The sequence below is a fragment of the Aggregatibacter actinomycetemcomitans genome, from assembly GCF_023518055.1.
Taxonomy (GTDB): domain Bacteria; phylum Pseudomonadota; class Gammaproteobacteria; order Enterobacterales; family Pasteurellaceae; genus Aggregatibacter; species Aggregatibacter actinomycetemcomitans.
This window is the reverse complement of sequence record NZ_CP085096.1, coordinates 1,581,782-1,607,860: the sequence shown is the minus strand read 5'-3', so window position 1 is coordinate 1,607,860 and position 26,079 is coordinate 1,581,782. Positions and strand designations below refer to the sequence as shown.

23 protein-coding genes and 2 pseudogenes are annotated in these 26,079 nt (G+C 45.9%); 15 read left to right on the top strand and 10 right to left on the bottom strand.

Features of this window, described 5'->3' with window-relative positions; all coding sequences use genetic code 11:
* Positions 1-16: 16 nt before the first annotated feature.
* Together LIN98_RS08015 and LIN98_RS08010 are read left to right on the top strand one after the other, a co-directional pair.
* Positions 17-2,050, top strand: coding sequence for an ABC transporter permease (locus LIN98_RS08015; protein WP_005589715.1), 2,034 nt, complete (start codon positions 17-19; stop codon positions 2,048-2,050).
* Entirely contained in the window at positions 2,034-3,074 is a 1,041-nt protein-coding gene (locus LIN98_RS08010) for an ATP-binding cassette domain-containing protein (protein WP_005570241.1), read from the top strand. The genes LIN98_RS08015 and LIN98_RS08010 overlap by 17 nt, the downstream gene beginning before the upstream one ends.
* Positions 3,075-3,133: 59 nt before the next feature.
* Here the strand turns inward: LIN98_RS08010 and LIN98_RS08005 are convergent, their stop codons facing one another.
* From LIN98_RS08005 to malE, 4 genes are all read right to left on the bottom strand, one after another.
* Positions 3,134-5,185, bottom strand: a complete 2,052-nt coding sequence (locus tag LIN98_RS08005; RefSeq protein WP_148326184.1) for an alpha-amylase — start codon at positions 5,183-5,185, stop codon at positions 3,134-3,136.
* 94 nt (positions 5,186-5,279) lie between these two features.
* Positions 5,280-6,170, bottom strand: coding sequence for a maltose ABC transporter permease MalG (gene malG / locus LIN98_RS08000; RefSeq protein WP_249856104.1), 891 nt, complete (start codon positions 6,168-6,170; stop codon positions 5,280-5,282).
* 21 nt (positions 6,171-6,191) lie between these two features.
* On the bottom strand, positions 6,192-7,736 hold the full coding sequence (gene malF, locus LIN98_RS07995) for a maltose ABC transporter permease MalF (RefSeq protein ID WP_014167703.1): 1,545 nt from the start codon (positions 7,734-7,736) through the stop codon (positions 6,192-6,194).
* 123 nt (positions 7,737-7,859) lie between these two features.
* The gene (gene malE / locus LIN98_RS07990) at positions 7,860-9,050 is read right to left on the bottom strand and encodes a maltose/maltodextrin ABC transporter substrate-binding protein MalE (protein ID WP_005545224.1); all 1,191 of its coding nucleotides are present in this window, start codon (positions 9,048-9,050) and stop codon (positions 7,860-7,862) included.
* A 456-nt stretch (positions 9,051-9,506) separates the two neighbouring features.
* On the opposite strand from malE, the gene malK reads away from it, so the two are divergent.
* The 3 genes from malK (at position 9,507) to malM (ending at position 12,970) form a co-directional block, all read left to right on the top strand.
* Positions 9,507-10,625: a maltose/maltodextrin ABC transporter ATP-binding protein MalK gene (gene malK, locus LIN98_RS07985; RefSeq protein ID WP_005537806.1), complete on the top strand. Its 1,119-nt coding sequence runs from the start codon at positions 9,507-9,509 to the stop codon at positions 10,623-10,625.
* 76 nt (positions 10,626-10,701) lie between these two features.
* Positions 10,702-11,985, top strand: coding sequence for a maltoporin (locus LIN98_RS07980; RefSeq protein ID WP_005545228.1), 1,284 nt, complete (start codon positions 10,702-10,704; stop codon positions 11,983-11,985).
* An 85-nt stretch (positions 11,986-12,070) separates the two neighbouring features.
* Complete coding sequence (gene malM / locus LIN98_RS07975; protein WP_148326185.1) at positions 12,071-12,970, top strand: maltose operon protein MalM; 900 nt, start codon at positions 12,071-12,073, stop codon at positions 12,968-12,970.
* A 377-nt stretch (positions 12,971-13,347) separates the two neighbouring features.
* Here the strand turns inward: malM and moeB are convergent, their stop codons facing one another.
* Both moeB and moeA read right to left on the bottom strand, forming a co-directional pair.
* On the bottom strand, positions 13,348-14,079 hold the full coding sequence (gene moeB, locus LIN98_RS07970) for a molybdopterin-synthase adenylyltransferase MoeB (protein ID WP_005568159.1): 732 nt from the start codon (positions 14,077-14,079) through the stop codon (positions 13,348-13,350).
* A gap of 15 nt (positions 14,080-14,094) precedes the next feature.
* Positions 14,095-15,309 carry a molybdopterin molybdotransferase MoeA gene (gene moeA, locus LIN98_RS07965; protein ID WP_148326186.1) on the bottom strand — a complete coding sequence of 405 codons (1,215 nt, stop codon included), beginning with the start codon at positions 15,307-15,309 and terminating at the stop codon, positions 14,095-14,097.
* Between the two features lie 128 nt (positions 15,310-15,437).
* Here moeA and folE point away from each other — a divergent pair, with 128 nt between their 5' ends.
* Positions 15,438-16,094, top strand: a complete 657-nt coding sequence (gene folE / locus LIN98_RS07960) for a GTP cyclohydrolase I FolE (protein ID WP_005568155.1) — start codon at positions 15,438-15,440, stop codon at positions 16,092-16,094.
* Positions 16,095-16,194: 100 nt separating this feature from the next.
* On the opposite strand, the gene dacB is transcribed toward folE, so the two are convergent.
* Positions 16,195-17,637, bottom strand: coding sequence for a serine-type D-Ala-D-Ala carboxypeptidase (dacB, locus tag LIN98_RS07955; RefSeq protein ID WP_050846335.1), 1,443 nt, complete (start codon positions 17,635-17,637; stop codon positions 16,195-16,197).
* Positions 17,638-17,796: 159 nt separating this feature from the next.
* Between dacB and greA the strand changes: the two genes are divergently transcribed.
* Positions 17,797-18,273, top strand: coding sequence for a transcription elongation factor GreA (gene greA, locus LIN98_RS07950; protein ID WP_005572298.1), 477 nt, complete (start codon positions 17,797-17,799; stop codon positions 18,271-18,273).
* Between the two features lie 72 nt (positions 18,274-18,345).
* On the opposite strand, the gene yhbY is transcribed toward greA, so the two are convergent.
* Positions 18,346-18,648 (bottom strand): ribosome assembly RNA-binding protein YhbY, encoded by a 303-nt coding sequence (yhbY, locus tag LIN98_RS07945; protein ID WP_005568150.1) that lies wholly within the window; start codon positions 18,646-18,648, stop codon positions 18,346-18,348.
* A gap of 167 nt (positions 18,649-18,815) precedes the next feature.
* Between yhbY and LIN98_RS07940 the strand changes: the two genes are divergently transcribed.
* Together LIN98_RS07940 and LIN98_RS07935 are read left to right on the top strand one after the other, a co-directional pair.
* Positions 18,816-19,115 (top strand): type II toxin-antitoxin system RelE/ParE family toxin, encoded by a 300-nt coding sequence (locus LIN98_RS07940; protein ID WP_014167707.1) that lies wholly within the window; start codon positions 18,816-18,818, stop codon positions 19,113-19,115.
* Positions 19,112-19,408 (top strand): addiction module antidote protein, encoded by a 297-nt coding sequence (locus tag LIN98_RS07935; RefSeq protein ID WP_005568148.1) that lies wholly within the window; start codon positions 19,112-19,114, stop codon positions 19,406-19,408. Before LIN98_RS07940 ends, LIN98_RS07935 begins: the two co-directional genes overlap by 4 nt.
* 32 nt (positions 19,409-19,440) lie before the next feature.
* Here LIN98_RS07935 and LIN98_RS07930 read toward each other — a convergent pair whose 3' ends face one another.
* Positions 19,441-20,055 carry a riboflavin synthase gene (locus LIN98_RS07930; protein WP_005568146.1) on the bottom strand — a complete coding sequence of 205 codons (615 nt, stop codon included), beginning with the start codon at positions 20,053-20,055 and terminating at the stop codon, positions 19,441-19,443.
* 26 nt (positions 20,056-20,081) lie between these two features.
* On the opposite strand from LIN98_RS07930, the gene LIN98_RS07925 reads away from it, so the two are divergent.
* On the top strand, positions 20,082-21,479 hold the full coding sequence (locus LIN98_RS07925; protein WP_005592819.1) for an MATE family efflux transporter: 1,398 nt from the start codon (positions 20,082-20,084) through the stop codon (positions 21,477-21,479).
* A gap of 303 nt (positions 21,480-21,782) precedes the next feature.
* On the opposite strand, the gene ybaK is transcribed toward LIN98_RS07925, so the two are convergent.
* The gene (gene ybaK, locus LIN98_RS07920) at positions 21,783-22,262 is read right to left on the bottom strand and encodes a Cys-tRNA(Pro) deacylase (RefSeq protein ID WP_005545251.1); all 480 of its coding nucleotides are present in this window, start codon (positions 22,260-22,262) and stop codon (positions 21,783-21,785) included.
* A 60-nt stretch (positions 22,263-22,322) separates the two neighbouring features.
* Here ybaK and LIN98_RS07915 point away from each other — a divergent pair.
* The 5 genes and pseudogenes from LIN98_RS07915 to modD all read left to right on the top strand — a co-directional run.
* Positions 22,323-23,105: pseudogene (locus LIN98_RS07915) on the top strand (oxidoreductase); the annotation flags it as partial.
* Positions 23,081-23,560: pseudogene (locus LIN98_RS07910) on the top strand (substrate-binding domain-containing protein); the annotation flags it as partial. The pseudogenes LIN98_RS07915 and LIN98_RS07910, both read left to right, overlap by 25 nt.
* On the top strand, positions 23,535-24,332 hold the full coding sequence (locus tag LIN98_RS07905) for an ABC transporter permease (RefSeq protein WP_005568139.1): 798 nt from the start codon (positions 23,535-23,537) through the stop codon (positions 24,330-24,332). The pseudogene LIN98_RS07910 and the gene LIN98_RS07905, both read left to right, overlap by 26 nt.
* A gap of 2 nt (positions 24,333-24,334) precedes the next feature.
* Positions 24,335-24,949, top strand: coding sequence for an ATP-binding cassette domain-containing protein (locus LIN98_RS07900; protein WP_033000934.1), 615 nt, complete (start codon positions 24,335-24,337; stop codon positions 24,947-24,949).
* Positions 24,946-25,806: a ModD protein gene (modD, locus tag LIN98_RS07895; protein ID WP_005568137.1), complete on the top strand. Its 861-nt coding sequence runs from the start codon at positions 24,946-24,948 to the stop codon at positions 25,804-25,806. Before LIN98_RS07900 ends, modD begins: the two co-directional genes overlap by 4 nt.
* The last annotated feature ends 273 nt before the right edge of the window (positions 25,807-26,079 follow it).

Sequence of the window (26,079 nt, the reverse complement as noted above, 5' to 3'; positions counted from 1 at the left end):
CTCAGATTTTCTATCAATGCTAAAAAAACAATTTCGTCACAACCTCACCTGGATTTTGCTTGCATTTACGGCATTTGCGCTATTGCCTGTGCGAGCTTTGGATTACGGCATTTTCGGCGCCACCCGCAGCGAATATTTCGCGGCGCTGGGCTGGGTTCAACCGAATATCAGCTGGCTGTGGTTTGCGGCGTTATTGTTTTTCCCTTTTCTTTCCCGCAGTGCCTTCGGGCGACCTAAAATTACTTTATTTTTAGCCGTTTCACTCGGTGTCTTCATTTGGTTTTCCGCCGAATTTTTCCGTTTTCGTTTTGGCTACGCCGTTATTTTTCTGACATTGGCGCTAGGCGCCATTTTGGTGGATGCCTTGGCACGCCTGCGATTTATGCAGGGCGATCGTTTTTTATTAAGTGTCGCCTTGGGGCTATCTTGTTTAGTCATCGGTTTTATTTTTTATCCCATCGGCAAATTGTTCGCTGTCTTTTTTTGCGCAGAGCAGAGTGATTGGCAGAATATCTCTGCCTTAATGGCGAACGCCGGCTTGTGGCAGGTGGTGGGGAATTCTTTGGCGGTGTCTGCTTCCGTGGGTGTTTTTTCCGTCGTCTTCGGCTTGATTTTCGCCCTTTATACCACCCGTATCGCTAAACGCAGTGTATGGATCAGCAAACTCTTTTCGATTTTACCCATGATTACGCCGCCCTTTGTGGTGAGCCTCGGCGTGATGCTCATGTTCGGACGCAACGGTTCCGTCACACTGTTTTTAACGCAACATTTCGGTATTACGGCAAATTGGCTGTACGGCTTCAACGGCATTTTAATTTCCCACACGCTGGCGCTCACGCCCATGGCATTTATGCTTATTGAAGGCGCGTTAAAAGCCTTGTCGCCCAAACTGGAAGAAGCGGGCGTGATGTTAGGGGCAAACCGTTGGCAAAGTTTCCGTTTTATTGTATTGCCGCTACTCAAACAGGCGTTAGCCAATGCGTTTTTGATCGTGATGGTGCAATCGCTGGCGGATTTCAGCACTCCCTTCGTGCTGGGGGGCAATTTTGATGTGTTGGCAACGCAGATTTATTTTTATATTGTCGGCGCACAAAATGATTATTTAGCCGCCAGCACCCTGGGCGTGATTTTGCTTGCTATCTCGTTGAGCATATTCTGGCTGCAATACCGTTTTATCGGCAGCCAAAACTATGTCACGGTATCGGGCAAATCTTTTGAAGGGCGGGTAACGCCGCTGGCTACCGGTTTGAACGTGTTGGTGACGACGGTTTTTATCCTTTGGGTGGGCTTTAACGGTATTTTGTACGGTAGCATTTTTTACGGCAGTTTCATGCAAAGCTGGGGCATTAATAATCAATTTACCTTTCAGCATTACATCACCTTATTCGGACAAGGCTGGAACAGCGGCGCCATTCCGTCTTTAGTGCAAACCGTATTATTCGCGTTAATTGCCGCACCCTTTACCGCCATCAGCGGTTTTCTGTTAGCCTATTTTTTCGCCCGTCGGCATTTTTTCGGCAAAAAATACGCGGAATTTTTCACTTTATTAAGTTTTGCCGTGCCCGGCACGGTGGCGGGTGTTTCTTACATTCTGGCGTTTAATAACGTGCCATTGTATTTGACCGGCACCGGCGTCATCATTGTGCTTTCCATGATTACGCGCAATATGCCTATCGGCTTGCGTGCGGCGTTAGTGAATTTCAAACAGTTGGATCCGACTTTGGATGAAGCGGGTTATACGCTAAAAGCGAGCAGTTTTCAGGTATTACGCTTTATTATTCTGCCTTTATCAAAACCGGCGTTATTATCCGCCTTGGTGACCGGTTTCGTGCGCGCCATGACCACCATCAGCGCCATTATTTTCTTAGTCACACCAAGCACCCGCGTTGCCACGTCTTATATTTTAAATCGCGTGGAAGACGGCGATTACGGACTTGCGGTGGCATACGGCGCAACTCTCATTGTGGTGATGATGCTGGTGATTGGATTATTCGGGCGCTGGGTCGGCGATCTCAATTTGCAGAGAAAACAACATGACAGAACAGATTGAATTAAAACACATCTATAAATCCTTCGGGCAAACCAAGGTGTTGCAGGATTTCAATTTATCTTTTCAAAAGCATAAATTCACCACTTTGCTTGGTGCCTCCGGCTGTGGCAAAACCACCATTTTGCGTCTGATTGCGGGGCTAGAAGAGCCGGATAAAGGGCAGATTTTGTGCGACGGACGGGATCTCAGTCGGCTTGCTCCGCAACAACGTGGCGTGGGCTTCGTATTTCAGTCTTATGCCTTATTTCCCCATTTAACGGTGAGTGAAAACGTGGCGTTCGGCTTAAAAATGCAGGATGAAAACGCAACGAACATTGCCGCTAAAGTGAGGAATGCGTTGAAAATGGTGGAGTTGGACGGTTTTGAAACGCGTCGTATTGAGCAGCTTTCCGGCGGGCAACAACAGCGGGTGGCGCTTGCCCGTGCCTTGGTTATCGCGCCGCAGATTTTATTGTTTGATGAGCCTTTGAGCAACCTGGATACCAATTTACGCCGCACATTACGCGAAATGATTCGTCATTTACAGCAACAACTGAATATCACTACCTTATATGTCACCCACGATCAAAGCGAAGCCTTTGCCATTTCTGATGAAGTGGTGGTGATGAATCAAGGCAAAGTGGAACAAATCGGCACCCTAAGCGAGCTCTACCGCGCGCCGACCTCCCGCTTCACGGCGACCTTCATGGGCGATGCCTCATTCTTTCCCGTGCAATCAAAAAACGGCAAATTATTCATGGATAAAAATCCATTATCATTAGTCTCTCAAACAGGGGCGACGGATGGCAATTATCAGCTGGGCATTCGCCCGGAAGGGGTGTTGCTTGGTTTGCAAGGTGAGTCGGCTGCACAATGCACGATTCAGTCGGCGGTATTCATGGGAAATTACTGGGAAATTCGCGCCTTATGGCAGGGCTTGCCGCTATTGATTCACCTTAACCCGAACGATTACATTCCGAACCAACCGCGTTATTTCGTGCAACTACGCCCCATAGGCTGGTTTTTGCTGCCGGCAGAAGGGTAAAAAAAGTGCGGTCGATTTAAAAAACGTTTTTTGAAATGACCGCACTTTTTGCAGTAATCTTACTCTCCTGCCCAAACGACCATCACTTTATCGCCGTCCAATTCACGGCTAAAGGCGTAATATTTCTCCGTTTTCGCAGTGGTTTGTTTACCTGCGCCGATTGCCGGATGCGCTTGGCGGAAGTGGGCGAGTGTTTGCCAGTGGGTGAGCAGGGCTTGTTTGTCGCCGTTTGTGCCGAGGTCCTGCCAATTCATATCGGAACGCGTGCCTTGCATCGGGTCGGAACCGGTGGGTCCAAAGTCCCGTCCGCTTTCATCGCCGTAATAGATTTGTACAGCGCCCGGCGCCAGTAATAACAGGTTAGCGGCGATTTTTTGTTTCGCGTTGTTGCCTTGGCTATCCGAATGATAGAACAAACGGGTATCGTGGGAGGAAAGGTAACTCAACACATTGAAATCTTTCAGTTTGTCGCTCATGTTCTGATACACGGGATCAATGTGGGCGAAACAATCCAACGCATTTTTTGCTTGGTCCTGAAAGTCGAAATTGATCATGGCGTCGAAGCCGTTTTGGTAGTAATCGCTTTTCAGCACGCCGTGTCCCCAGGCTTCGCCCGTCATCCAAAAGGGTTCACCGCTGCTCTCGGAAGGATGTTTTTGCTGCCACTGGTGTAATGCCGCGTCCGCCGATTGTTTTAATGCCAGCCAAGTGGATTTTTCAACGTGTTTGGCGGTATCCACGCGAAAGCCGTCTACGCCGTAGTTACGCACCCAATCAGACAACCAGCCGATGAGATAATCACGCACTTTGGCATTTTGCAGAGCTTTGGCATGGGTTTGTTTGTGGTGATAAAAAGGCGGCAAACCCACTGCATTATCGCTTTCGGTTTTGAGATCGGGCAATGAAGCGAGGGACATTTTCAGATCGTCGAATTTCGGGCTGTCGTAATCGCCAATGTCGGATCGCACCCAATCCTTACCCCACCATTTCACCCAGCTGACGCTATCGCCGAAATTGATGTAGTCGTTAAAACTATGCCAATTCTGACCGCGTTTCGGTTTCCAGTTCGTCCATTTTTCACCTAATACGGATTGCATTTCTTCCGGTTTCAGGTAAAACGAACCGAAACCGAATTCCTGCATATCCGCAAGAGTAGCGTAGCCGGTGTGATTCATCACCACGTCGAAAATCACTTTCATGCCGCGTTTATGGGCTTGCTCAATGAAATGGCTGAGATCTTGCTCCGTCCCCATGTTGGCGTCAATTTTCGTCCAGTCCTGATGATAATAGCCGTGATAGGCGTAATGCGGAAAATCGCCTTTATCCCCACCGCCGACCCAGCCGTGCATTTGTTCTAGTGGCGAGGAAATCCAGATGACGTTCACGCCGAGCTGTTGCAGGTAATCCAGTTTTTCCGTTAAGCCTTTTAAATCGCCACCATGGAACGTACCGATTTCCTGCATACCGTCTTTTTGTCGTCCGTAGCTGTGATCGTTGTGCGGGTTGCCGTTATGAAAGCGATCGGTCAACACAAAATAGACGGTGGCGTTTTTCCAGTGAAAAACACTTGGATTTTTAACCGCACTTTTTTCCAAGAGCAGCAATCCGCCCGCCAGCGGATCCGGCGTCAAGGTCACTTTACCGTTTTTCACCACCGCACTTTTGCCCGAATAAGCATCGCGCACGGTATCGCCCTCGGCGAAGGTTTGGCTCACGTCAATTTCCAACGGTTTCTGATCCCACTTCGGACAAGTTTTTGCTACGGCTTCCGGTTCCGGCTGTCGTTCAATGCTGATACGTAAAGTCGGCGTGCCGCTGCGGGTGTCGATTTGGGCGAGATAATTGCCGTGACGGAAAATACGTAATTGCGGCGCGTCGCCGTGGCAAGGTTCGAGGGAGGCGGTTTGATTGAGTTTCACGGCAGTTTGAGGCTGGAAGCATTTGCCGTCGCGTTGGAATTGTAACGAATAATTGCCTTTGTCCAGCGTTGCCTGCCCTTGGAAGAGTTGCTTTTCGGCGTTGTCGTTCAGTTCGTTAAACTGCGGATGCTGCCACGCGGCAAAGGTATTGCCGGCGCAGAACAGAGAAAAATAGAGAATGGATTTTTGCATGAGACGCTTCCTGATGAACAAAAGTGCGGTGGTTTTTGGAGATAGATTTAATGTCTGAAAGAAATCCCCCTCTTTGCTAAAGAGGGGAGTTTCTTTACCCCTTCACCCCACCTGCCGTTAATCCGCCGATTAACCAGCGTTGTGCCAGTAAGAACACGAGGGTAATAGGAATAGCGGAAAGCACCGCTGCAGCGGCGAAGTCGCCCCAAAGGTAGTTTTGCGGGTAGAGATATTGTTGCATTCCCACCGCCAGGGTGTAGCTGTTGACATCGCGTAATAATAGCGAGGCGACCGGCACTTCGGTAATGGCGGCGATGAAGGAAAGAATGAAGACCACCGCCAGAATCGGTACGGAGAGAGGTAGTAAAATTAAGCGGAATGCCTGCCATGGGGTAGCGCCGTCTAAGGCGGCAGCTTCTTCCAGGGATCCGTCGATGGTTTCAAAATAGCCTTTGATGGTCCAAACGTGCAAGGCGATACCGCCCAAGTAAGCGAAAATCACGCCGCCGTGGGTGTTTAAGCCGAGGAACGGGATATATTGACCGAGGCGATTGAATAAGGCGTATAAGGCGACCAAAGACAACACCGCAGGGAACATTTGGAAAATTAACATGCCTTGCAAGATGGTTTTTTTGCCTTTGAATTTCATCCGCGCGAAAGCGTAGGCGCAAGTGGTGGACATAACAACGATACCCACGGAGGTGATGGTCGCCACTTTAATGGAGTTCCACAACCACAACAACACCGGGAACGGCGGTGGTGTGACAGAACCGTCGGCGTGTACCACATAAAAGCCAAGCGCCGCCTGCCAGTGTTCCCAGGAAATTTGTTTCGGAATCAAATCGCCCAAAGCGAGGTTGCCCGGGTGCAGGGAAATGCCGATCACCATCAGTAACGGGAAAATAATCAGACAAATAAATGCAATCAGCAGCAAATGGGTCACCCATAAACGGTAGCGGGCAGATTTGGATTGTACGATAGCCATAATTCGGTTCTCCTGAATGCGTTAGTCTAATTTCATTTTAGTGGCTTTGATGTTGAGTAATGCCAAGCCGCCTACGAGCAAGAAGATGATGGTGGCAATCGCTGCCGCCAAGCCGAAGTCTTGCGTGCCGCTGCCTTCAAAGGCGATGCGGTAGGTGTAGCTGACGAGCAAGTCGGTGTAACCTGCCGGCGTGGTGGTGCCGATCATGTCCGGGCGACCGTTGGTTAATAGTTGAATCAACACGAAGTTGTTAAAGTTAAAGGCGAAGGACGCAATCATTAACGGGGTTAACGGTTTTAACAACAACGGGAAGGTGATTTTGCTGAAGTTCTGCCAGGTGGACGCGCCGTCCATGGCAGAGGCTTCGTATAAATCCGACGGAATGGCTTTCAACAAGCCCATGCACAAAATCATCATGTACGGATAACCCAACCAGGTATTGACGATAAGAATCATGGTTTTCGCCAGGAACGGATCGTTAAACCATTCCGGGCTAATGTCGAATAATTGATTCAGAATGACATTGATTTCCCCGAAACTTTGGTTGAATAACCCTTTGAAAATCAAGATGGAAATAAAGGACGGCACGGCATACGGCAAGATTAACAGCAAGCGATATACGCCTTTGCCTTTCAGCGCTTCCCATTGCACCACGCAAGCCAACACCATGCCGAGAATAACGGTGAAAACAACGGTGAGTAAGGAGAAAATCACCGTCCAGATAAAAATTTGAATGAACGGTTTTTGGATACCTTCATCGGTGAAGATTTTCACGAAATTCAGCCAGCCCACAGACACCGTATAACCCGGCTCTAAGGTTTCATTTAACCATTCGCCGGTTTCATTAACCGCTTGGAAAAAGCCGATATCATTGTTGGCTTTGTAGATTTTGCCGTTTTCGTTGTTGGTTAAGGTATTGGTTTCGCTGTTAAAGGTGTAACGCGGTTTTTGTTCGGAAAATTGACGTAATGAACTCATGGTCAATTCATTGCCGCTTGGCAAGGTCACGCGCATGGCTTGTAAGGCGCTGCGGTTTTGCGTAATCACTTTAAGCGGTGCCGCTTCGCTTTGCGGTGCGGCTTGTTCGGTTACCGTGATTTCCTTATCGGTGAGTTTAATAGGAACGGAAGCGAAATCCTGTCCGGTATTGTTATTGTGTAGGGCAAGGATATAGCTGTTGTCCTGTTGCGGGTAGAGTTTGAAATCGTATTTATCACCGGCGAAGTAACGTTGTTCGCCTAATACGGCAACGGCACGTTCAAAGGAAAGCTGGTTGGTGCCGCTGTAATTGGTGAAGGCGATGGCGATGGTGGCGACCAACGGGAATAAAATAAAAATCGCCATGCCCGTTAAGCCGGGATACACATAACGCCATGCGTACACTTTTTTGCTGCTGAAAATGTACACGCCGGAAGTCAGAATCACCAAGGTTAAAATGGCGAACAAATATTCTCCCTGCGAATACATTAAAACCACTAAATATAAGTCAATCAACAATACGACGCCGGCTAACAAATATTTCAGCCACGGGGATTGCGATGTCGCTTGAGTCGGAGATTGTTGCATAAAACACCTCGAGAACAGAATGACTAATCGGCTATGGCATAGAAAACACTAAAAATTTGCACCGCACTTTTTGAATTGTTAATGTGCCGAACCGTCAATTCGGCTCGGCACATCAGGCTTGGTTTATTGTTGTTTTTGGATACGTGCGCGGGCATCGTCCAAGGCTTGTTTTACGCTTTGACGACCGCTGACGGCATTGCCGATTGCCGCTTTTTCGGCATACCAGAAGGCACTCATTTGCGCGATATTCGGCATGATTTCACCGTTTTTCGCATTTTCCATGGTGGCGGCGATACGCGGATCTTTCGCTAATTTTTCTTGGTAGGATTTCAATGCCACAGCGCCTAGTGGTTTGTCTTTATTGACGGTTTCCAAACCGTCATCGGTCAACAGGTAGTTTTCCATGAATTCCACCGCGAGATCTTTGTTCGGGCTGGCGGAGTTAATACCGGCACTTAACACGCCGACGAACGGTTTGGCATTGTGACCGTTTAAGGTCGGCAACACGGCAACGCCGTAATTGATTTTGCTTTTCTCAATGTTGCCCCAAGACCAAGGACCGTTAATGGTTAACGCCGCATCGCCTTTGTTAAATGCCGCTTCCGCGATGGCATAGTCCATATCGGCGCTGATGACTTTATTTTTCACCATATTCACCACGAATTGCAGGGCTTTTTGTGAACCTTCGTTGTTTACGCCGATGTCGTTAATGTCATATTTGCCGTTGACAAATTTGAAGGCATAACCGCCGTTAGAAGCGACGATAGGCCAAGTGAAATACGGCTCGGACAGGTTCCACATAATGGCGTTTTTCTTGTCTTTTTTGAGTTTGGCATCCAGCTCAAGAATTTCTTCCCAGGATTTCGGCGGGGTAGGAACCAAGTCTTTGTTGTAGATTAAAGACAGGGATTCAATCGCCACCGGATAGCCGATGACTTTGCCGTTATAGGTTTCCGCATCCCAGGCAAAATCTACGAATTTATCTTTAAATTCTTTGCTTGGGGTAAGTTCGGTCAATAAACCCGCTTGCGCATAGCCGCCAAAACGGTCATGTGCCCAGAAGATAATGTCCGGGCCGTCACCGGTGGACGCCACTTGAGCAAATTTTTCTTCCAGTCTGTCCGGATGTTCTACCAAAACGGAAATGCCGGTGTCTTTTTCAAATTTTTTACCCACTTCAGCCAAGCCGTTATAGCCTTTGTCGCCGTTGATCCAAATAACCAATTTTCCTTCGGTCATTTTTGCCATTACAGCGGAAGACATAACTAAGCCCGCCACGGCGGTTAAAGTGAATTTAACGAGTTTGTTTTTCATGTTGTAAGTCCTTGTTGGTTATTTACTGATACCGGAGCGAATACGTTGAGCCGCTTCGTCCGGTGCCTGTTTAACGGTTTGACGTTCGGTAACTGCAAGTTGAGTGGCGGTATTTTCCAGTGAGCATGAAACACTTAAAAAGCCTTTTTACACATTATTGGCATTATCCGTAAATATTTTATTTTGTTATCCTCCCCCTGACTACTCCTTGTCTGTAACACTGTGATCTCATCGACATTTTTTATAAGTTTGTGACTTCGATCACATAAATTAATTAAAAAAATTAGAGCTGGATCACAAAATTTTATGCGCCTACCAAAAAAGAAAATATTTGAATAAATTTTGAACGATTTTATCTAATCCCCCTAAATTTTTTATCAGGGAGGATTTTTTCTTTATACGTATAAGTATGATTAGCCCGAACATATAAAAGACAAGGTATCGAGAGGTTTCATTATGGCAAGTGTAACATTGCGCAATGTGGGCAAATCTTACGGAAACGTACATATTTCCAAAGATATTAATTTGGATATTGAAGAAGGCGAATTTGTCGTCTTTGTCGGACCGTCCGGTTGCGGTAAATCCACATTATTGCGAATGATTGCCGGACTTGAGGATATTACCACCGGTGAACTTTACATCGGTGAAAAACGGATGAACGATGTGCCGCCGGCAAAGCGCGGTATCGGTATGGTGTTCCAATCTTACGCCCTGTACCCGCACTTGGATGTGGCAGAAAATATGTCTTTCGGGCTGAAATTAGCCGGTGTAAATAAAACGGAACGGGATCAGCGCGTTAATCAGGTTGCCGAAATTTTACAGCTTGCCCATTTGCTTGAACGTAAACCGAAAGCCTTGTCGGGCGGTCAGCGTCAACGTGTGGCGATTGGGCGAACCCTTGTTTCCCAGCCAGAAGTATTCTTGCTGGACGAACCGCTTTCCAACTTAGATGCCGCCTTGCGCGTACAAATGCGGGTGGAAATCTCCAAATTACACAAAAAACTCAACCGCACCATGATTTATGTTACCCATGACCAAGTGGAAGCCATGACCCTGGCGGACAAAATCGTGGTGTTGAATGCGGGCGGTATTGCGCAGGTGGGGAAACCGCTGGAACTTTACCATTATCCGCAAAATCGTTTCGTGGCCGGTTTTATCGGTTCACCGAAAATGAATTTCCTGCCGGTGAAAGTGACTGCTGTGGAAAAAGAGCGGGTGCAAATCGAATTGCCCGACGCCAACCATCATAACTTCTGGATCCCGGTTTCCGGTAATGGCGTGAAAGTGGGTGAAAACCTTTCATTAGGTATACGCCCTGAGCATTTAATTCCGTCTGATGAGGCAGAAGTTACGTTGCGCAGCAATGTGCAGGTGGTGGAATTGCTTGGTAACGAAACGCAAATTCACCTTGAAATCCCTGAAATTAAACAACCGACCTTAATTTATCGCCAAAATGATGTGGTGTTGGTGAAGGAGGGGGAAACGATGGACATCGGCATCATTCCGGAACGTTGCCATCTGTTTAAAGAAGACGGCACCGCCTGCCAACGTTTGTATAAAGAAAAAGGCGTTTAAAGGAATTGATTACACCGTAGAGGCCACGGGCTACCGGTGGCTTAAGGTTATTAACTCAATGCAAGAGAGGTCTCTTATGAAAATTCAAAAAACACTTCTGACAATTGCCATTAGCGGCACATTATTTGCAACAAGCGCAAGTGCGGTGGATTTCCACGGTTACGCCCGTTCCGGTATTGGTTGGACATCGGGCGGTGGCGAACTGACCGCATTTTCCGCCAACGGCGCACCGGCAAAATACCGTTTAGGTAACGAATCCGATACCTATGCGGAATTAGGCTTCGGTCAAGAATTATGGAAAGAAGGCAACAAACGCTTCTATTTCGACAGCTTAATTGCCTATGGTGGTAATTTGCATAAAGGCGACTGGACCGAAACCAGCCCGGCAGTGCGTGAATTAAATGTGAAATTTGAAAACTTCGCTGACAGCTTACCGGGCGCCACATTATGGGCAGGTAAACGTTTCTACCAACGTCATGACGTACACATGAACGACTTCTACTACTGGGATATTTCCGGTCCGGGTGCGGGGGTTGAAGGCATTGATTTGGGTTTTGGTAAATTATCTCTTGCGGTAACCCGTAATACAGAAGCAGGCGGTGCATTTAGCTACTACTATGATCGCGCAAATAAAAGATGGGATACTACCCGTAAAGTACAAAAAGATGTTTACAACGATGTATTCGATGTTCGTTTAGCTGAAGTTCAAGTTAGCGAAAACGGTAAATTAGAATTCGGTTTTGATTACGCCCGATCTCATAAAAAAGACGATGCCCGCTATGTAAATGATGACGCGACCAAAAACGGTCACATGTTCACTATCGAACATACTCAAAGCGAGTTCTTCGGCGGCTTCAATAAATTCACCGTGCAATATGCCAAAGATTCCATGGCATCTGACGGTTGGAACTACGGTCATGCGCAAGGTTCATTAACCAGCAACCGTGGTCACATGATCCGTTTAATTGACCAAGGTACCGTTCAATTCAGCGATAAAGTTGAAATGATGTACGCCTTGATTTATCAAAAAACCGATTTAAATAACAAACAAGGCAAAACCTGGTACTCCGCCGGTGTTCGTCCGATGTATAAATGGACTAATACCATGAGTACCTTAATGGAACTCGGTTATGACCGCGTGAAAGATCAAGCCACCGGTAAGAAAAATGATTTAGCCAAAGTTACTCTTGCGCAACAATGGCAGGCAGGTAGTAGCATCTGGGCGCGTCCGGCAATTCGTGTGTTCGGAACTTACGCGCACTGGAATGATAAATTCAACACTGAGAATCGTATTGAACATGGTTACAAAGCAAAAGATGGCGAATTTATCGCTGGTGTTCAATTTGAAGCATGGTGGTAATCACCGTAAAATGTGCTATCCGCCAGTGCGGGTAGCACAATAACTTCCCAACTCTTTCATAAAGTACATTTTTTCTGAGGTTAATATGAAAAAAACGATAAAATTTTTGACCGCACTTTTATTGGCGAATATCGCAGTAGCCTCGCCAAGCCGGGCTAATACGCCTGTTCATATTAACTCAACGGCACTGGCAAATCTGCAATGGCAGGACGTATCCTTTTCCGAAAAAGTCACCACCAATTTATCCGAACAACAAAAACAAGCCTTTACCGCCTCTTTTGCCGGTGTAGAAAGCCCGATTGCCGCCTATCGCATTCCGGCGAACCAAGGCACTTTGGAAGTGGAAATTATCAGTCCTATTGAAAACAAAAGCGCATTCGTCCCAAGTGCGGTGGTTTTAGATAGCAATTTTAATGTGGCGGCGACTTACCCTTCATCCGAATTCAAATTCCAAGAAGAACGCGGTATGCAACCGAATCGCTTTGCCGCCGAGCTAAACCTTACGCCTGCCGCTTCACAAAGTTATATTTACCTGTTGATTTACACCACCCAACAAGATTTGGCAAAAACCACCATGATCCCGCATCCGGCGAAACTGTATGCCAAAGGCACCGGGCACCAACCGCCGGCATTGAATGATATTGAAGTGAAACACAGTTTGAATGGTCAGATTATCGTGAACGTCACTAACGCTAACGGCACGCGCTTTATCGGTATGCCAACCAATATTTTCTCCTCTTCCGATAAAAAAGCGGTTCAACCGGTAGGGGCAGCGCCTACACCGGCGCCGACAGCAAACATTGTGTCGTCTAAAGCGGTGAATGTGCCGGTGGATCGAGACACTGAAGCCTACTTCAATCAGGCAATCACCAAAGCGTTAAAAGGCGGTAATGTAAACAAAGCGATGAATTTAGTTAACGAAGCAGAAAAACTTGGCTTAACCTCACCGCGCCAAACCTTCTTAAAACAGGTTTCCTCGAAATAACCAACTCGCTTTTTCATGCATTTTTCATGATTTGCCACCGATTTTCGGTGGCTTTTTTATGATTGGAATAATGCAATTGCAGGAAAAGTGCGGTGGTTCTTGGCGGTGTTTTTTAGGAACGGGGCCTGGGGAGTTGAAAAATGATATTTACGAAGAAAAGAATCGATTGAATACAGGTGCGCTGATGGCGCGCGTTTCCTAACCAAAATAGCTCGAAGCAGATAGTGCACGTCTTCCAACGCATACTTCTAGTATTCAGGTAATGTATATGGTTGCTAGCCGAAAAAACATTTGAAATTTTAACTGCACTTTTCATTTATGATGGTTAAGAGCCCACGCTTGGAGTAACGGAAGCACCGGCTTAGTGCCGTTGCTATCTATATATTACCCTTCCCCGTCAACTTCACTTCCCTTACCGACATCGTCATCCCATCAATTAACAACAACCGACCGCATAAATTCGTGCCGATTTTTAACCGCACTTTGATAGCTTCCAAGGCCTGAATGGAACCGATCAAACCTACGATAGGTGCTAGTACGCCGGCTTCTACACAACTTAAGGCGTTATCGCCGAACAAACGGCTGAGGCTGTGATAGGTTGGAGTGTCGTCTTCGTAAGTGAACACGGAAACCTGTCCTTCCAGACGAATCGCCGCACCGGAAACTAGCGGGATTTTATGAGCTGAACAGGCACTGTCTAATTGGTTTCGGGTGGTGACGTTATCGGTGCAATCCAGCACCACATCAAATTTGCTGACCAATTCCTTGAGCTGTTGTTCGTCCAATAACTGATTGATAGCGTCCACTTCAATATGCGGATTTAAACGCGCTAAAGAACGTTTTGCCGAGTCCACTTTCGGCATGCCGAGACGACTGTCATCATGCAACACCTGACGTTGTAAGTTGGATATATCTACGGTGTCGAAATCCAGCAGCGTCAAATGTCCCACACCGGCGACGGCTAAATATTGGCTGGCAGCGCAACCTAAACCGCCCAAACCGACGATGAGCATTTTGCTGTCTTTCAGCGTTTCCTGTCCGTCAAAATCAATGTCTTTCAACACGATCTGGCGGTTGTAGCGTAATTCTTCCTGATGGGTTAATTCCATAATAGACTCAATGAATTAGTGTAATAAATCGGTAAAAGGCTCAATGGTGACCGTTTCGCCCGCTGCAACATTACCGCGTTCCTGTTCCAGCACGATAAAACAATTACTTTTCACAAAGGAGCTGAATAAATGGGAGCCTTGGAAACCCACCGGTTGCACTTCAATTTGCCCTTGAGCGTTGACGTGATAATACCCGCGTTGGAAACCTAATCGTCCCGGCGCTTTTTTCAAATTCACGGCGGCGACGGCAGGGAAGCGAATCGGCGCTTTCCATTGGCTGTAGCCGCTGAGTTTGGCGATGGCGGGTTGCACTAATTGATAAAATGTCACCAACGCCGACACCGGGTTGCCCGGCAAACCGCAGAACCAGGCGTTTTTTAATTTGCCGAAAGCAAAAGGTTTACCCGGTTTAATGGCGATTTTCCAGAAATTGATTTTGCCCACTTTCTCTAAAATATGTTTGGTGAAATCCGCTTCGCCCACGGAAACGCCGCCGCTGGTAATCACCAAATCCGCCTGTTGTTGCGCTTCAATAAAGGTGTTTTCAAATTGCGCCTCGTTATCTGGCAAAATACCGAAATCCAACACTTCGCAGTTTAATTTTTCCAATAATAATTTCACGGCGAAACGGTTGGTGTCATAAATTTGCCCGGTTTGTAGCGGTTTGCCCACCGGCACCAATTCATCACCGGTAGAAAGCACCGCCACTTTTAAACGCGGGAAAACCTTCACGTTTTCAATGCCAAGGGAGGCGAGTAACGGCAGGGAAATCGCATTTAATAAGGCGCCTTGTCGCAACACCACATCCCCCTGTTTAACATCTTCCCCGATACGACGAATATTTTGATTTAATTTCGGCAGATTTTGGAAGGTTACCGTGCCGTCATCGTTCACCTGAACCTCTTCTTGCATCACCACCGCGTCCGCATCCTGTGGAATCATGGCACCGGTCATAATTCTGACCGCACTTTGCGCCGTCCATTCACCCTCAAATGGCGCACCGGCAAAGGCTTTGCCCGCCACAGTAAGCGTCATGGATTGTTGCAAATCCGCCAACCGCACGGCATAACCGTCCATGGCGGAATTGTCGAAAGAGGGAACGTTAATAGGGGAAATAATATTTTCAGCGCAAATGCGTTGGCTTGCCAGGTGAGTCGGCAGTGCTTCCGTAGAAGTGGGAAAGGGAAGTTGGTTTAACATTTGCTCAAGGGCTTGGGATAACGGCAACATAGTGGATCCTTAAATAAAAAAGTACGGTCATTATACTAAAAGTTTTCATGCTACATAGTCATTATCTTCATTTTATTATTGCCTTGGAGTTTGCTAAAATGCGCAATTATTTTCATTGGGAGCAGTAAATGAACGATATTTCACCTGAAGCAGAGAAAGTCCGTACGGCGCTGGTTCAGAAAGGAATTGAAACACCGATGATTGTGTCGGACGAGAGCAAAGATGAACGTCGCACAAGAATCGAACAACATATGCGCGAAGTGTTGCGTTTAATCGGCTTGGATTTACGTGACGACAGTATTGAAGAAACCCCGTCACGTCTTGCAAAAATGTTCGTTGATGAAATTTTTAGCGGCTTGGATTACGTCAATTTTCCTAAGATTACGAACATTGCTAATCGTATGAAAGTGAGTGAAATGGTGTTGGTCAATGATGTCACATTAACCAGCACCTGCGAACATCATTTTGTTACCATAGACGGAAAAGTTTCCGTGGCGTATTACCCGAAGAAATGGGTTATCGGCTTATCTAAAATTAATCGCATAGTGACATTTTTCGCTCAACGTCCGCAAGTGCAGGAGCGTTTAACGGAACAAATTTTGTTGGCATTCCAAACCATTTTGGAAACGGAAGATGTGGCGGTTTATGTAAAAGCAACCCATTTCTGCGTGAAATGCCGTGGCATTAAAGATGCCAACAGCTACACCGTCACCTCCGCTTTCGGCGGCGTGTTCTTAGAAGATCGCGAAACACGCAAAGAGTTTTTGAGTTTAATTAATAAATAATTCGACATCGTTTATAAGAAAAAAGTGCGGTGGATTTCCTCGGCGTTTTAAAAACGTTTGAAAAATCCACCGCACTTTTTGTCTTTTTAATCCTGCGAAATTAATCCTGATACAGCGCGTTATACACGCCGCTTTCAAATTGCACTAGCGGGGCACGCTTGGTTTTGCTTTCCGGATCGCCGGTGGAGTAGCCGTTGATAAATTGCACGAACGCCACTTTTTCTCCGCGCGCGTTGGTGAGATAGCCCGCCAGATTGTACACGCCTTTCAATGCGCCGGTTTTGGCGATGACGTTTTTCACCAACGGCGGATTGATTAATGACCCGCGCCCGCTTAAGGTGCCGTCCACGCCGGCGATAGGGAAGCTATCCAATAAATGCAATTTTTCTTCATTTTTTGCGATGTAATCCAACACCTGCAACATGGTTTGCGGCGCCACTAAATTATGGCGGGATAAGCCTGAACCGTCGGCGATAACGCTGTTGCCGAATTTAATACCCACCTGCGATAACACCCTTTTCATTGCCAGAGTGCCTAATTGGAAGGACGCGGGGCGTTTGTATTGGTTGTAAGCGATGGTGCGGAACAACGCATCGGCAATTTGGTTGTCAGATTTTTTCATCATTTTTTTGATGAGATCGGGCAGCGGTTTGGACAAATGTTGCGCCAACACCTGACCTTGTTGTTGGCGATAAGGTTGTTGCACTTGCCCGTTAAATTCGATATTCAGGCGTTTTAGCTGGCGTTGAATAATCGCCGCTGCGTAAGCGTTGGGATCCTGCACGGCGAAACTTAACCCGAAAGGCTTGCTTTGACGCACCAGACAGCCTTTCACCTGATAGCGGTTGTTATCATGCACGATAGCATCCAACTGGCAATAACCGGCTTCCTCTTTACCTGCCACATAAACCTGCCCGAACACCTGAATCGGGTATTGCGACGGCACGTTGAATTTTACCGGTTGCCCTTCCGGCTGGTTGGCATCAATATCCACATAAAAGCAGTTATTATCAATATTTACCGCGGCAGGCGGAGCGTTAAAGCACATGGTCAGATCATTCCAGATCCAGCCTAAACCGCGATCGTGACCGATAAACACCGACGTATCTAAAATCAGATTGCCGGTGATTTTATTAATGTTTTGCTTCTTTAATTCCGATAATAAATTGAATAATTGCCCGCTGGTTAAATCCGGGTCGCCGGTAAAACGCACAATTAAATCGCCGTTGAGTTGACCGTTTTGTACTTTGCCGTTGGTTAAAAGTGCGGTTTGAAATTGAAATGAATCGCCGAGCGTCAATTTTGCCGCCAAAGCGGTAAATACTTTTTGCGTGCTGGCGGGGAGCATGAACGTTTGTCCGTTATAATCGGCGATAATGTTATCTTGATTGATGTTTTTGGCGATGAATGCCAAATTTGCCCCCTTGGGAAGATTGGCGGTGTAATTGGCAATATTGACTTCGGCGAAAGAGGCGGTGGCGATGCCGAGGCTGAGTAATAAGAATGTTTCTTGAAAAATATGACGTGGTGAAAATTTATACATGATCCGTGCTTGAGGTTGCTATTTTTTGAAAGACGAACAATAATAGTACGCGAATACGCGGGAGTAAATGCTTTTCTCCCGCCATAACCGATTAATTTACGCTGTGGAATCCGGAGGATTCCACGGTTTTTCTTTTATTCAAATTTAGGGAAAAGAAGAATGCAACAAATTCCAATGACTGTTCGCGGCGCACAATTACTGCGTGAAGAACTGGATTATCTTAAAAAAGAACGTCGCCCGGAAATCATCAAAGCCATTGCGGAAGCCCGTGAACATGGCGATTTAAAAGAAAATGCGGAATATCACGCCGCCCGTGAGCAACAAGGTTTCTGCGAAGGACGCATTCAGGAAATCGAAGGCAAATTAGCCAATAGCCAAGTGATCGACGTCACTAAAATCCCGAATAACGGCAAAGTAATCTTCGGTGCCACTGTAGTGTTGCTTAACACCAATACGGACGAAGAAGTGAGTTACCGCATTGTGGGCGATGACGAAGCAGACATCAAAAACGGCTTAATTTCCGTTAATTCACCGATTGCTCGCGGTTTGGTCGGCAAAGAAGTGGACGATGTGGTCAATATCTCGACGCCGGGTGGCACGGTGGAATTTGAAATCATTGAAGTGGATTACGTTTAAGAAATAATTGCATCCGAACCATTGATAACAAAAAAGGCAGTTTCTTAACTGCCTTTTTTCATGTTCGCTTTTTTATTTGCGCGGAAGCTGAATTTTATTTTCTTCACTCGGACGATATAGCACCAGCACATGACCGATGGTTTGCACCGCCGTAGCGCCGGTTTCCCGCACAATCGCATCAATAATAAGTTGTTTGGTTTCACGATCGGAACCGCTGATTTTCACCTTAATTAATTCATGATGATTCAACGATAAATCAATTTCTGCCAGCACGCCTTCCGTTAAACCATTGCCACCGAGCATCACCACCGGGCTTAAATGATGGGCCAGTCCTTTTAGATACTGTTTTTGTTTGGTTGATAATGTAATTGACATAATAATCTCTTTGAAAAAATTGATGGCTGATTCTAATGCAATATTTATTTCGATACAACATATCGGGTGAAAGAACCTTATGTTGATAAAGGTAAAGTGTTAACTATACTTGACACTTTTAAGCTAAAGGCTATACTTAGGCGAAACAAATAACGACAATTAATTCAATGATGATACAAATTAAGACGACTTTTCTTTTTGATGAATGGTTGAAGAAACTCAAAAACCTAAGAGCTAAAGCAAAAATCAACGCACGAATTAAACGGTTACAGTTTGGTAATTTCGGTGATTTAAAAAGCGTTAATGACGGCATATTTGAAATGCGGATTGATAAAGGTCAGGGGTATCGGGTTTATCTGAAAAATCAAAATGGCATACTTGTTATCCTGCTTTGTGGCGGAGACAAATCCACTCAAGAGAAAGATATCAAGAAAGCAAAACAACTTGCACAGGAAATGGGACTATGAGTGAACAATTGAAAGATTTTGATCCTGCAGAATATTTATCTACCGAAGAAGATATTCGGCTTTATTTAAATGAAGTGCTACAAGAAAATAATATTGAGCTTATTTTGTCTGCGTTAGGCGATATCGCACGAACCAGAAATATGAGCCAAATTGCCCGCGAAACCGGTATGAGTAGAGAAGGGCTTTATAAAGCCCTGTCCGGTACGGGCAATCCTACCTTTGCCACCGTGATTAAAGTCATGAAAGCCTTAAATTTACAACTCCAAGTGCAACCTTCCGGTTATGTTTCTTAGTCGAAAAGTGCGGTCAAAATCCACCGCACTTTTTACGCCTCTTTCTGCGCTAAGTAACGTTCAACGGTATCCACAATTGCCTGGGTTTGCGGGTCGATTTCGATATTCACTTTGTCACCCTCCGCTTTCTTACCGATAAGGGTGCGGTGGAGGGTTTCCGGGATCAGGTTCACGCAGAAGCTTTGTTCGCGTACTTTGCCGATGGTTAAGCTAATGCCGTCTACGGCGATAAAACCTTTGGTCAGCACATATTTCATCACCTCTTTATTCGGCAGTTTGAACCAAATTTGCAGGTTGTTTTCGGAAGGCAGGCGTTCGATGATTTCCGCCGTGCAATACACATGACCGGATAAAATATGCCCGCCGATTTCCGTACCCATTTGCATGGCGCGTTCGATATTCACGGGATCTCCGACCTTTAATTCGCCTAAATTGGTGATCTTCAACGTTTCCTGCATTAAATCGAAGCTCACCAGATTATCTTTAATTTCCGTTACGGTTAAACATACGCCGTTATGGGCAACGGAGGCGCCGATTTGTAATCCTTTCAGCATTTCTTGTGGCATTTCCACGGTGTGTGTTCTAAAATTAGCCTTTTCCGTGATCGTCTTAATTTGTGCGGTACCTTGCACAATGCCTGTAAACATAATTACCTCGAAATTTATCTATTTTTATGAAGTTAACAACCGTCAAAGAATATCATATTGAAGCTAAAAAATTAATTGCTATTGCCCTCCCGATTTTGCTCGCGCAAATTGCGCAGAATTCCATGGGATTGGTGGACACCATTATGGCAGGACGTGTCAGTGCGGTGGACATGGCAGCGATTTCCGTGGGGGCGTCCATCTGGCTGCCGTTGGTGTTGTTCGGGTATGGCTTATTGCTTGCGTTGCCGCCGACCATTTCCTATTTGAACGGTTCGGGGCAACGCCGGCGCATTGCCCATCAGGTGCGCCAAGGTATTTGGATTGTGCTTTTTAGCTGCATTCCGCTGGTGTGGCTGATTTATAGCAGCGATTTCGTACTACAAAAAATGGACATGGAACAACGCTTGGCGGACATTACTATCGGTTATTTGCACGCCATGGTTTGGGGCTTGCCGGGCTATTTGTTGATGGTGAATTTTCGTTGTTTAAATGACGGCATCGCGAAAACTAAACCAGCGATGGTGATCACCTTTCTCGGCTTGCTGATCAATATTCCTCTTAATTATATTTTTATTTATGGCAAATTGGGTGTGTCGGCATTCGGCGCCGTGGGCTGTGGCATTGCCACGGCAATTGTAAACTGGGTGATGTGTCTGTTGATGTTGGCATACTGTATGCGGGCGAAAAATCAACGTGATTTGAAGGTTTTCGCAAATATCATTGAACGCCCGAATAGACGCACGCTGGGGAAATTGCTGAAGCTGGGTTTTCCCATTGCCATGGCGTTGTGCTGTGAAGTAGCATTGTTTGCGCTAACCTCTTTATTCTTATCGCCTTTGGGCGCCGACGTGGTGGCAAGTCATCAAATTGCACTAAATACCGGTTCTTTTGTATTTATGTTGCCTATGTCTCTCGGCATGGCAACGACCATTTTGGTGGGGCAGCGTTTGGGTGAAAAATCCCCGGAAGGCGCAAAGCAGGTGACCTATTCTGCGCTGGTTATGGGGTTATTTATTGCGGTGATAACGGCATTTTTAATCGTAATTTTGAAGGAGCAAATTGCTAACATTTTCGTGAAAGATGCCGAAGTCATTGCCATGGCGGGCACCCTGTTGCTATTGGCGGCGTTGTATCAATTCTCCGACACCATACAAGTGATTATTGGCAGTGTGTTGCGCGGCTACAAGGACACGCAAGCGATTTTATACATCACCTTATTTTGTTATTGGGTTGTAGGAATGCCGCTCGGTTACGTTCTGGCACGCACGGATCTCATCGTTCCCGGCGGCATTGCGGCAAAAGGCTTCTGGATTGCTTTCGTGGTGAGCCTGACGATTGCGGCAGTTTTACTGTTTTTCCGTCTGCGAAAAACACAAGGGCAGCCGGACGATATTTTATTGGCAAGGCTGGAGAAATTGAAATAATCCTGTAGGTGGGCTTGTCCCACCTTTTTTGTCTTTCGATACGATAAATCCCTCCCGCGTACATAAAGTGCGGTCACAAAAAATTCTGTTTTTTGAACGTTGGCTATGCCAACGGCCCCGAAGGGGTGAATAAATCACTTCAGTGATTTATGAATATTTTTACAAATGTTTTTTGTTAGCTCAGAAAAAAGAGAATGATTATATTTTACGCCTGAAACTTTTCAGCTATACTGACGCGATTTTTTTGACTCGAGAAAGGTAACTTTTATGAAATTTAAATTAAGTTTAATTTCCACCGCACTTTTACCCCTCATCCACAATATCCAAAAACGTCGCATTCAATATTTTCGCCAAATCCTGCGGGGCGATTTCAACGCTTAATCCGCGTTTACCGCCGGAGACGAAAATCTTGTCGAAATTCAGCGCAGATTGTTCAATGACGGTGGTTAGGCGTTTCTTTTGACCTAATGGGCTGATTCCGCCCACCAAGTAGCCGGTACTTTTTTGTGCCGCGTCTTTGTCCGCCATTTCCACTTTTTTGACGCCCAAGGCTTTTGCCGCTTTTTTCAGGCTTAACAGATGGCTGGTGGGCAGCACGAAACAGGCGAGCTTTTTCTGATCGCCGTTTTCCGCAACCAATAAAGTCTTGAAAGATTGATCGGGATTTATGCCTAATTTCTCGGCGGCTTCATCGCCGAAATGGGTGTTGTCCGGGTCGTGATCGTAATGATGTAAGGTGAAAGGGACTTTTTGCTTTTTCAATAAGTCAATCGCCGGTGTCATTGTATTTCCTCATGATAATTCAGTAAAATGGAGCCCGTTTATTTTACTGCGGAGAGAAAAATGAGTACAAGATTAAATATCGCCCTGGTCGCCGAATTCGATTTATGCGAGAAATTGGCGGAGGCGTTGGAGCAGAGCAGTTTAGCCATTGAGACCCTGTCTGTGGTCGAACTTTTCCCTTTTAGCGAAGAACAGGGCATTCGATTCAACAACAAAAGCGTGGCGCAAATTCCGTTAGAGGAAACGGAATGGTCAGAATTTAATTATGTGTTATTTGCCGGTGAATTTGCTCATGCGACACATATTGCCAATACGGCGCAAGCGGGTTGTGTGGTGATTGATTTGAAAGGCGTGTGCGCTTCGCTAAATGATGTGCCGCTTATCGTCCCGAGCATTAACGATGAACAGTTGGTTTTATTGAAACGTAACATTGTGTCTTTGCCAGATCCGCAGGTTACACAATTCATTTTCTCTGTGTCACAATTTGCCCACGAAAATACATTGTCTCAAGTGTTGGTTACGTCATTATTACCGGCATCTTATGTTGACAGCGACACCGTGAATAAACTTGCCGGACAAACCGCGCAACTATTGAACGGCATTCCGTTAGATGAAGATCAACAACGTTTGGCATTTGATGTGTTCCCGCTCGCCAAGCCGACCACAAACCTTGCTGCACAAGTAGAAAAAATTTTTCCGCAACTGCCGAATGTGATTTTTCATCAGGCGCAAGTGCCGGTGTTTTATGGCATGGCGCAAATGGTCACGCTGCTTTCCGAGTATGAATTTGATGAACAGCCGCAGATCCAGGCATGGCAGGCGAAACTAAAGCCACCGCACCGGTGGTGTTGCATATTCCGGTGATGGCAATTCGTCGGGATAAAAGCGCCGGCATTGATTCTTTTAAAGCCTTAGCGGAAAGCAAATTACGTTTAGGCGTTGGCGATAGCAAAGCGATGGCGTTGGGCAAAGGTGCGGAGAAGATCTTTGAATTGTCGGGCTATCAACAGCAGTTGAATGACAAAGTGGTGGTGAGAGCCGCGACGGTAAAACAGTTGATGTTATATTTATTGAATGGGGATGTGGATGCGGCAGTTGTCGGACGTTCAGGGGCATGGAAAGTGCGCGATAAAGTCACCATTTTGCCTAATCCGCAAGGCACCCCGGAAGAAAAAGTCACGGTAGCGTTGCTTTCTTCTTCGAAACATACGGCGGAAGCGCAACAATTATTTGATCTTTTTAAATCCGAGCAAGGTGTGAAATATTTTGTTGATGAAGGCTTCTTACCTGTTAAATAAAAGCCTTGGTTTAAAGTTAGCACTGATTCCGTTGATGATTTTGTTATTGATTGTGATAGGCTCGGTGCTTTCTTTAATGACGCAACTGGATTTTCATTTTTTCAAACAGGTGCTTTTTGATGCCGAGCTTCATTTTGCCTTGGGAATGTCGTTGGGTTCCTCTTTAATTTCGCTGTTTCTCGCATTTTGCCTATCTGTGCCGAGCGCGTGGTTGATGAGCCAAGTGCGGTTACCTTTGCAAAAGTTTATTGATACCTTTCTTGATTTACCCATGGTTTTGCCGCCTTTGGTTACCGGGTTAAGTTTGCTGCTTCTCTTTAATTCACAAGGCATTTTGAGTCAGTGGATTCCTTCGATCAGCCAATGGATTTTTAGCCCCGTTGGCATTGTGGTGGCACAAACGTATATCGTGTCGTCCATTTTATTGCGTGGCACAAGAGGGATTTTTTCGTCTTTTGATCAAGGCTATCGGTTTGCGGCATATAGTCTGGGGTTATCGCCTTTCAAAACCTTATGGAAAATTGAATTGCCCATGTGCTGGAAGCCATTATTAGGCTGTGTGATTTTGGCGTGGTCGCGGGCGATCGGGGAATTTGGCACCACGTTAATGCTTGCCGGTGCAACGCGATTTAAAACGGAAACCTTGCCGATGGCGGTGTATTTGAATATTTCCAGCGGCGATTTTGAAATCGCTATCGGCGCATCATTGTGGCTGCTGTTTATTTCCGCCTGTTTATTGATGCTTTTACGGATTGTGAATCGAAATGTGTAATGATGTTGAAGATTGAACATTTATCTGCCGGCATTCTGCGAAATATTTCCCTGTCGGTAGAGGCAGGCGAATGTGTCGCCATTGTGGGGGAATCGGGCAGCGGCAAAACCACGTTATTAAACGCCATTGCCGGTTATATTGATTATGCCGGCACCATCCGATTAGCCAATCAATCGTTGGACAACTTGGCGCCATGGCAACGCAATTGTCGTTATTTAAATCAGCGGCTTTATTTGTTTCCCCATAAAACCGTTAGCGGCAATTTAGCGTTGGCGAATCCTGATACCACATTCGAGGCACAAATCGCCTTATTGGAAAAATTAAAAATTGCCCATTTAATCAATCGCTATCCTCATCAATTATCCGGCGGAGAACAACAACGGGCGGCATTTGCCCGCGTGTTAATTAACCCACCGAATTTGTTATTGCTTGATGAGCCTTTTTCTTCCCTGGATTGGCAAACCCGTGTCCATATTTGGCAGATGTTAAACGCATTAAGGCAGGAATATCAAATGACGACCCTTTTGGTCACGCATGAACTCAAAGAAGCCGAATATTTGGCAAACCGAACAATTTCGCTTAAGCAAGGACAATTTCTTGATAAGGACAAGCCATGATTTACTTTTCAGACAAAGAACTTAATGATTTTTTATTGGAAGATATTTACCGAGGTGATCTCACTACCCATGCTTTAGGATTGGATGATGTTCCTGCAAGGATTTTGTTTAAGCGTAAAAACACAGGAAGAGTGGCGGGCGTGAGCATCGCGGAAAAGCTGTTACGTAAGCTGGATGTTCAAGTGAAAGTTCATATTGCGGACGGTGAAAATGTGGCTGCCGGCACATTGCTGTTGAGTGGAGATGGGCATGCCGATAAATTACATCAGGCGTGGAAAGTGGTTCAACTGGTGTTGGAATGGTCTTGTGGCGTGGCGCAATACACCGCCGAAATGATTGCCAATGCGAAAGCACTCAATCCACAGGCTATTGTGGCGTGTACCCGTAAAAGTATTCCGAATACGCGTAAATTGGCAACTGCTGCGGTGCTTGCCGCCGGCGGGCATATTCATCGCCAGGGACTAAGCGAAACCTTACTTGTGTTTACCAACCATCGCAATTTGCTGGATAACCCCACTGATTATCAAGCAATCGTTTCCCAATTGAGACGGGAAGCTCCGGAAAATAAAATCACCTTGGAAGCTGATAATTTTTCGCAATTTGAACAAATGCTTGCAGCCGAACCGGATATTATTCAGTTGGATAAATGGTCGCCGGAACAGGTTCAACAGGCATTGGCTTTGTTAAAAAAGCAAAGTAAAAAAACGCTCCTTTCTGTTGCCGGCGGGGTGAATAAAAACAACATAGCAGATTATGCCAAGTTAGGGATAAATTTATTTATCATCTCCGCGCCTTACTATGCACCGCCGGAAGATATTAAAGTGGTGATTGAGCGGATGCAGAACAAAAACACTTAAAAAAATGACCGCACTTTTTTTAAATAGTTAAAAAACACAACGCAGAAATTCTTAAAAAAAAGTTATTAAAAGTGCGGTTAAAAAACAAATTAAAAATTCACCGCACTTTTTATTCCCCTCCACAATTCAACAAAATAGAATTTATACCCTTAAATAAATTGCGGATAAACCGCTCTTTTTCTTTGGAAAATATCGGATTTATTGCCATTTTCAGGTAACTTTCCTTTTCGGTTTTGGCGGAAAATACGTTATAATCCCGACCAATTTTTTATC